Below are 5336 nucleotides of genomic sequence, written 5' to 3'. Positions count from 1 at the left end.
GCGACGGTGATCGGCTTTATTTCGTGATGTTGCAACACAATCCGATGTACCCAGAAACCGGGATCCTCCATCGCCAACGGCACAGCGCCTCGGCGCCGCAATAGCTGGGCGATCAGGCCGACGCCCTGGGTGACGCCCGAACACATAACGATGCGCGTTGGGTCGGCGACCACGCCACGGGTACGCCCCAGGTATTCTGACAGTGCCGCGCGCACGCTGGCTATTCCTTGGGGTTCGACGTACCCGAACATGTCCGACGATGCTTGCGATAAGCCCTGCCGCAACGCGCGCAGCCAGCTATCGCGGGGAAAGCCGGCGAGATCGGGTGCGCCCGGGGCGAAGTCGACGTCGTAATGCGGTGACGCAACGCCCTGCGCAGACGGCGCGCCTGTTGTCGTGTCAACCCGGGCGACAAGCGTTCCCGATCCGCGCTTGCTGACCAAAAATCCTTCGGCGGCCAGCTGGTCGTAAGTGTCGACGACGAGCCGGCGCGAGACGCCCAAGTCGGCGGCGAGCACCCGGGTGGACGGCACCCGGCTTCCCGGCATGATCCGGCCCGCACGAATCGCGCCGCGCAGTGCCTCGGCGAGCTGACGGTGCAACGGTTCCGAGCGGCCACGATCCAGCTGCACCAGCAGCTCCGGACCCAAAGTGGTACCCGAAACTGACATAGAATTGGAGCCTAGTCTGTAGCCAGTTAGCCGCTAGCTTGGGACTATGACGATGTCTGTATCGACCGGGTCTCGGTTCGTAACGGCAGTGTTGATCGGTTTCGGGGCGTACTCGACGCTGATGGGGTTGTTCATGCTGTTGGCGCCGGGCGCGTTTTTCGACACGCTCGGGGCGTTTGGGCCGCGCAACAACCACTACATCTTCGACAACGCATCGTTCGAGCTACCGCTCGGTCTGCTGTTGCTCGCTGCAGTGCGCTGGCCGACATGGCGAGTGGGGGCGTTGGCTTTCGCGGTAGCGCATTGGGCTCTGCATTCCCTGAGCCACATCGTCGATACCGGTCACGCCGACGGCAGGGTCATCGGGGTGCTCGAGTTCGGCGGCCTGGCGCTGGGCACCATACTGCTCGCAGTCGCGCTGCGAAATTGCGTCAACGCGGACAAGGCGGCATCGCCGACACTACGGTAGTTCGATGATCGGCGATCGGTGGAACGTGACGGACGACGAGGTCGCCCGGCACTACCCATGCGACGACTTCGTCCACACTCCGACTCTGCAGGCATGGCGCGGGGTTTCCGTCCACGCCACACCAGAAGCGTTGTGGCCGTGGGTTGGCCAGATCAGGATCGCGCCATACTCCTACGACTGGATCGACAACCTGGGCCATCGCTCGCCGCAGCGGTTGATGGGCTTGCCCGAGCCGGTGGTCGGCGAGCCGTTCACGACAGCCGCAACACGCCGCTTCGGACGCATCCTCGCCGTCGATCGGCCCAAGGCGTTCACCGGTGAAATTATGGGCGCCTGCATCTCTTATGTCCTGGTACCGCAAGGCCGGACAACACGGCTGCTGATGAAAATCGTTACGGCTATGAGCCGCTGGCTGGTCCCCGGGCTATCGGTCGGCGATCTCATCATGGCTCGCCGGCAACTACTCAACATCAAACGCCTCGCCGAACAGCCCAGGCCGGTGGCACACTAGGCCTGTGCCGCCTTATCGCGACGTCGCCGAGTTCAACGATCGGGCCACGAGCTATGACCATGGCTGGCGGGGACGGCTGCATCACGAGATCTCGGAGCGCACCGCCAACCTCGCCGTGGCTACCGTCGCAGCACCCAACCGGGTGCTCGATTTGGGCTGCGGAACCGGCTATCTGCTGCGCGCACTGGCAGAGCGCTACCCCGATGCCGAACAGCTTGTCGGCATCGACGCCGCGCCTGAAATGATCAGGGCTGCAAACGCTTTCAACGACGATAACCGGCTCACGTTCTCACTGGGGGTCGCCGAGGGCCTCCGCTATCCCGATGCAACGTTCGACCTGATCGTCAGCACGACGTCGTTCGATCACTGGTGCGACCAGCAGGCGGGCCTGCGCGAATGTGCCCGCGTGCTGCGCCCCGGTGGCCGGCTGGTGTTGGTCGACCAGTTCTCGTGGTGGCTGACACCGACGCTGCTCACCAGCCGCCGAGGCAAGGCCCGCACCAGGCGCCGCGCGATCCGGCTGCTGCTGCGTGCTGGATTCGTCTCCCCGCACTGGCACCGGCTGCACGCGGTGATCATCAACGCGGTCACCGCGACGAAGCCGTTCTAAGACCCTGAGGCGGTCACCCCTTGGGCCGCCATACCCCAAACCGGTTGCCCTGCGGGTCCTGCAAATGAGCGAATTCGAGTGGGCCGTTGTCGGTGAACGGCACCACCACTTTCGCACCAAGTCCGGTTGCCTTGTCGATCGTGGCCTTCACGTCCTCGACCTGGACGTAGAAGATCGCGTATGACCCGCCGCCCATGGCCGAGCTGTCCCACACCCCGCCCTTGTCGCCGTCGATCATGCGATAGTCGCCGGACTGATCGATCTGCCACCCGAACAGCCCGCCGTAGAACGCACTCGTAGCGCCGGCGTCGGAGGTGCCGATTTCGAAATAGTTCACCACATTGGCCATGCTCGCCATCCCTTCGAAACAAGATTGGATTAACGACCGCAGTATGGCCCGGGGGTCCGACAAGCCGGATCAGGCCTGCTCAGGGCGCGGCGAACGACCGGAAGCTGCCGTCGAGCACCTGCAGATGACCGATCGTCCGCCCGGTCACGACCTCCGGATCGACCAGTGTCAACTCCACTGCCGCCCGGGCGAATTCCTCCGCGTGCGCGACGTCGTCGAATCCGGGGGCGTAATACGAAAGTCCTGGCGTCATAATCGGTTTGGACGGTGACAGGGCGTTGACCGCGATGCTGTGGCCCTGCAGATCGTAGGCCGCACACCACGTCAAGTGTTCGAGCGCGGCCTTGGATCCGCCGTAGCCGGGCAGCACGCCGCCGCTGCGGTCCGGGTAGGGCCCATCGCCCGGCATTCGCGATGCGACGGAGGTGATGTTGATGATCGAGCCACTTTTCGCGGCCATCATGTCGGGGCAGACCAGCTGGATCAACTCGTAGGCCGCGAATACCGAGATCTCAAAGTGCCGCCGGTAGGCGCCCAGCGGTGTACCGAGCAGCGGCGGCCAATCGGGTTTCGCCGCGGCCGGCGCAGCTTTGGCCGGCTTGGCGCGGGTGTCGTCGCCGGGCCTCGGTGGACGACCGGGTGCCGTGAACGCTGCGTTGTTAACCAGAATTGTGATGGGGCCCAACGCATCTCGGGCCTGGCCGACGAGCCGCGCGATATCGTCGCGGTCGAGCAGGTCGGCTCGGATGGCGACCGCGCGTCCGCCAGCCGATTCGATATCGGCGACGGTCTCGCCGATGGTCCCGGGCAGCCGCTCGTCCCAAACACTTTCGGTGCGCCCCACCACCGCGACCGCCGTGCCTTCAGCCGCCAGCGCCAAAGCGATCGCCCGGCCCAATCCGCGGCTGGCGCCGGTGACGATCGCGGCCCTACCGTCCAGTCGTCCGGTCACCGGCCCGACCCTACCTCTCGGGTGACACCATGAACGAGGATGGCGGCGGTCTGATTCACCCAGGCGTCGTCGAGTTGTTCGTCCGGACTCAGCAGCAGCCGCAACAACGTTGCTCCACCGATCAACTCGATCAGCCGGTCCGGATCGACGTCGGGATGCACCTCGCTGCGGTCGACGCCCTCGCTCAGCCGCACCCGCACGGCGGTGAACAGATCCTCGAAACGCGACATCACCCGGGCGTTGAGCCCGGAGTCCGCACTCATGTCGGCGACCAGTCCGGGCAACGCCGCGCGCACGACCGGCGTGGTGAACACGTCTCGCGCGGCAGCGATCATCGCCCGCACATCAGCCGCCATGTCGCCTGCCGGAGCGACCAGCGCCGTCGGCGCGACCGGAAACGCGGCCTCATGCACCAATTCGGCCTTGCTCGACCACCGGCGATACAACGCGGTCTTAGTGGTTCCGGCGCGTTCGGCAACCGCGGCCAACGTGAGGTTCGAATAGCCGATTTGCACAAGCAGATCCGCGGTCGCCGTCAATATGGCAGCGTCGATACGCGGATCACGGGGCCGCCCGGCGCCCGGGGCCTTGTCAACCAAGGGCGGGTCTGCTTTCATAACGCTACCTAGCGTATCGTAATTGCCTCATGAAGGAGGCACCTGTGGCCAATGAACCTGTGCTCTCTCAGGTCGACCGACTCCAGCGCTCCAGCCGCGATGTCACCACGCTGCCCGCGGTGATGTCGCAGTGGTTGTCGACGGTGCTCCCGGGCGGCGCTGCGCCCGAGATCACCGTGGAAAGCGGTATCGACTCGACCGGCATGTCGTCGGAGACCATCATCTTGACGGCCCGCTGGCAGCAGGCCGGCCAGCCGGTGACACAGAAGCTGGTGGCCCGGGTGGCGCCCACCGCCGAGGATATCCAGGTCTTCCCGACCTATCGGCTTGACCACCAGTTCGACGTGATACGGACGGTCGGCGAGCTGACCGATGTTCCGGTTCCGCAGGTGCGCTGGCTGGAACCGACCGGCGACGTCTTGGGGACACCCTTCTTCTTGATGGATTACGTCGAGGGCGAGGTGCCGCCCGACGTCATGCCCTACACGTTCGGCGGCAACTGGTTCGCCGACGCTCCGCCCGAGCGTCAACGTGAACTGCAGGACGCCACTGTCGGGGTATTGGCAGCACTGCATTCAATCCCGAACGCCGAAGCCACGTTTGGTTTTCTCGCCGAGGGCCAACAGGGCGACACCGCGCTGCGCAGGCATTTCAACTGGGTGCGGTCCTGGTACGACTTCGCGGTGCCCGACATCGGCCGCTCATCATTGCTGGAACAGACTTTCAAGTGGCTGGAGGACAACTGGCCGGCGGAGGCCGACGCCCGTGAGCCGGTGCTGCTCTGGGGCGATGCGCGGGTGGGCAATGTGTTATACCGCGACTTTCGGCCGGTGGCGGTACTGGACTGGGAGATGGTGACCCTGGGCCCACGCGAGCTCGACGTCGCATGGATGATCTTCGCGCACATGGTCTTTCAGGAGCTCGCGGGTCTGGCAACACTGCCGGGCCTGCCCGAGGTGATGCGCGAAGAGGACGTCCGCGCCACCTATCAGCGCCTCACCGGCGTCGAAGTCGGTGACCTGCACTGGTTTTACGTCTACTCCGGGGTGATGTGGGCAGTCGTGTTCATGCGCACCGGCGCACGGCGAGTGCACTTCGGCGAAACCGAGAAACCTGAAAACGTGGAATCGCTGTTTTACCATGCCGGACTGCTGAAG

General features: G+C 65.1%; 8 protein-coding genes. 4 read left to right on the top strand and 4 right to left on the bottom strand.

All coding sequences use genetic code 11. The features are described 5' to 3' along the window. On the bottom strand, positions 1-671 hold a 671-nt coding region (locus WBF82_RS13315; RefSeq protein ID WP_424383487.1), incomplete at its 3' end, for an aminotransferase class I/II-fold pyridoxal phosphate-dependent enzyme. A 46-nt stretch (positions 672-717) separates the two neighbouring features. Here WBF82_RS13315 and WBF82_RS13310 point away from each other — a divergent pair. From WBF82_RS13310 to WBF82_RS13300, 3 genes are read left to right on the top strand one after another with little or no spacing between them, the layout of a single operon-like run. Next, positions 718-1140 carry a hypothetical protein gene (locus WBF82_RS13310; RefSeq protein ID WP_424383486.1) on the top strand — a complete coding sequence of 141 codons (423 nt, stop codon included), beginning with the start codon at positions 718-720 and terminating at the stop codon, positions 1138-1140. A gap of 4 nt (positions 1141-1144) precedes the next feature. Further along, a complete protein-coding gene (locus tag WBF82_RS13305) occupies positions 1145-1651 on the top strand; it encodes a polyketide cyclase (protein WP_424383485.1) in 507 nt (168 codons plus the stop codon). Positions 1652-1655: 4 nt separating this feature from the next. Then, positions 1656-2261: a class I SAM-dependent methyltransferase gene (locus WBF82_RS13300; protein ID WP_424383484.1), complete on the top strand. Its 606-nt coding sequence runs from the start codon at positions 1656-1658 to the stop codon at positions 2259-2261. A 13-nt stretch (positions 2262-2274) separates the two neighbouring features. Here the strand turns inward: WBF82_RS13300 and WBF82_RS13295 are convergent, their stop codons facing one another. The 3 genes from WBF82_RS13295 to WBF82_RS13285 form a co-directional block, all read right to left on the bottom strand. Continuing rightward, complete coding sequence (locus tag WBF82_RS13295) at positions 2275-2610, bottom strand: VOC family protein (RefSeq protein ID WP_424383483.1); 336 nt, start codon at positions 2608-2610, stop codon at positions 2275-2277. Positions 2611-2689: 79 nt separating this feature from the next. Further along, complete coding sequence (locus WBF82_RS13290; RefSeq protein WP_424383482.1) at positions 2690-3562, bottom strand: SDR family NAD(P)-dependent oxidoreductase; 873 nt, start codon at positions 3560-3562, stop codon at positions 2690-2692. Continuing rightward, positions 3559-4179 carry a TetR/AcrR family transcriptional regulator gene (locus WBF82_RS13285; protein WP_424383481.1) on the bottom strand — a complete coding sequence of 207 codons (621 nt, stop codon included), beginning with the start codon at positions 4177-4179 and terminating at the stop codon, positions 3559-3561. Before WBF82_RS13285 ends, WBF82_RS13290 begins: the two co-directional genes overlap by 4 nt. A 44-nt stretch (positions 4180-4223) precedes the next feature. Between WBF82_RS13285 and WBF82_RS13280 the strand changes: the two genes are divergently transcribed. Next, positions 4224-5336: phosphotransferase family protein (locus WBF82_RS13280; protein ID WP_424383480.1), on the top strand; the 1113-nt coding region annotated here is incomplete at its 3' end.

Source organism: Mycobacterium sp. (assembly GCF_049673265.1).
Classification (GTDB): domain Bacteria; phylum Actinomycetota; class Actinomycetes; order Mycobacteriales; family Mycobacteriaceae; genus Mycobacterium.
Note: the sequence above shows the minus strand (reverse complement) of the source record. Positions and strands in the feature narration are given on the sequence as shown.

Excerpts from the sequence above, each read along its gene's own strand:
- WBF82_RS13310 (WP_424383486.1), top strand. The coding sequence starts at position 718 with ATGACGATGTCTGTATCGACCGGGTCTCGGTTCGTAACGGCAGTGTTG.
- WBF82_RS13305 (WP_424383485.1), top strand. The coding sequence starts at position 1,145 with ATGATCGGCGATCGGTGGAACGTGACGGACGACGAGGTCGCCCGGCAC.
- WBF82_RS13295 (WP_424383483.1), bottom strand. The coding sequence starts at position 2,610 with ATGGCCAATGTGGTGAACTATTTCGAAATCGGCACCTCCGACGCCGGC.
- WBF82_RS13285 (WP_424383481.1), bottom strand. The coding sequence starts at position 4,179 with ATGAAAGCAGACCCGCCCTTGGTTGACAAGGCCCCGGGCGCCGGGCGG.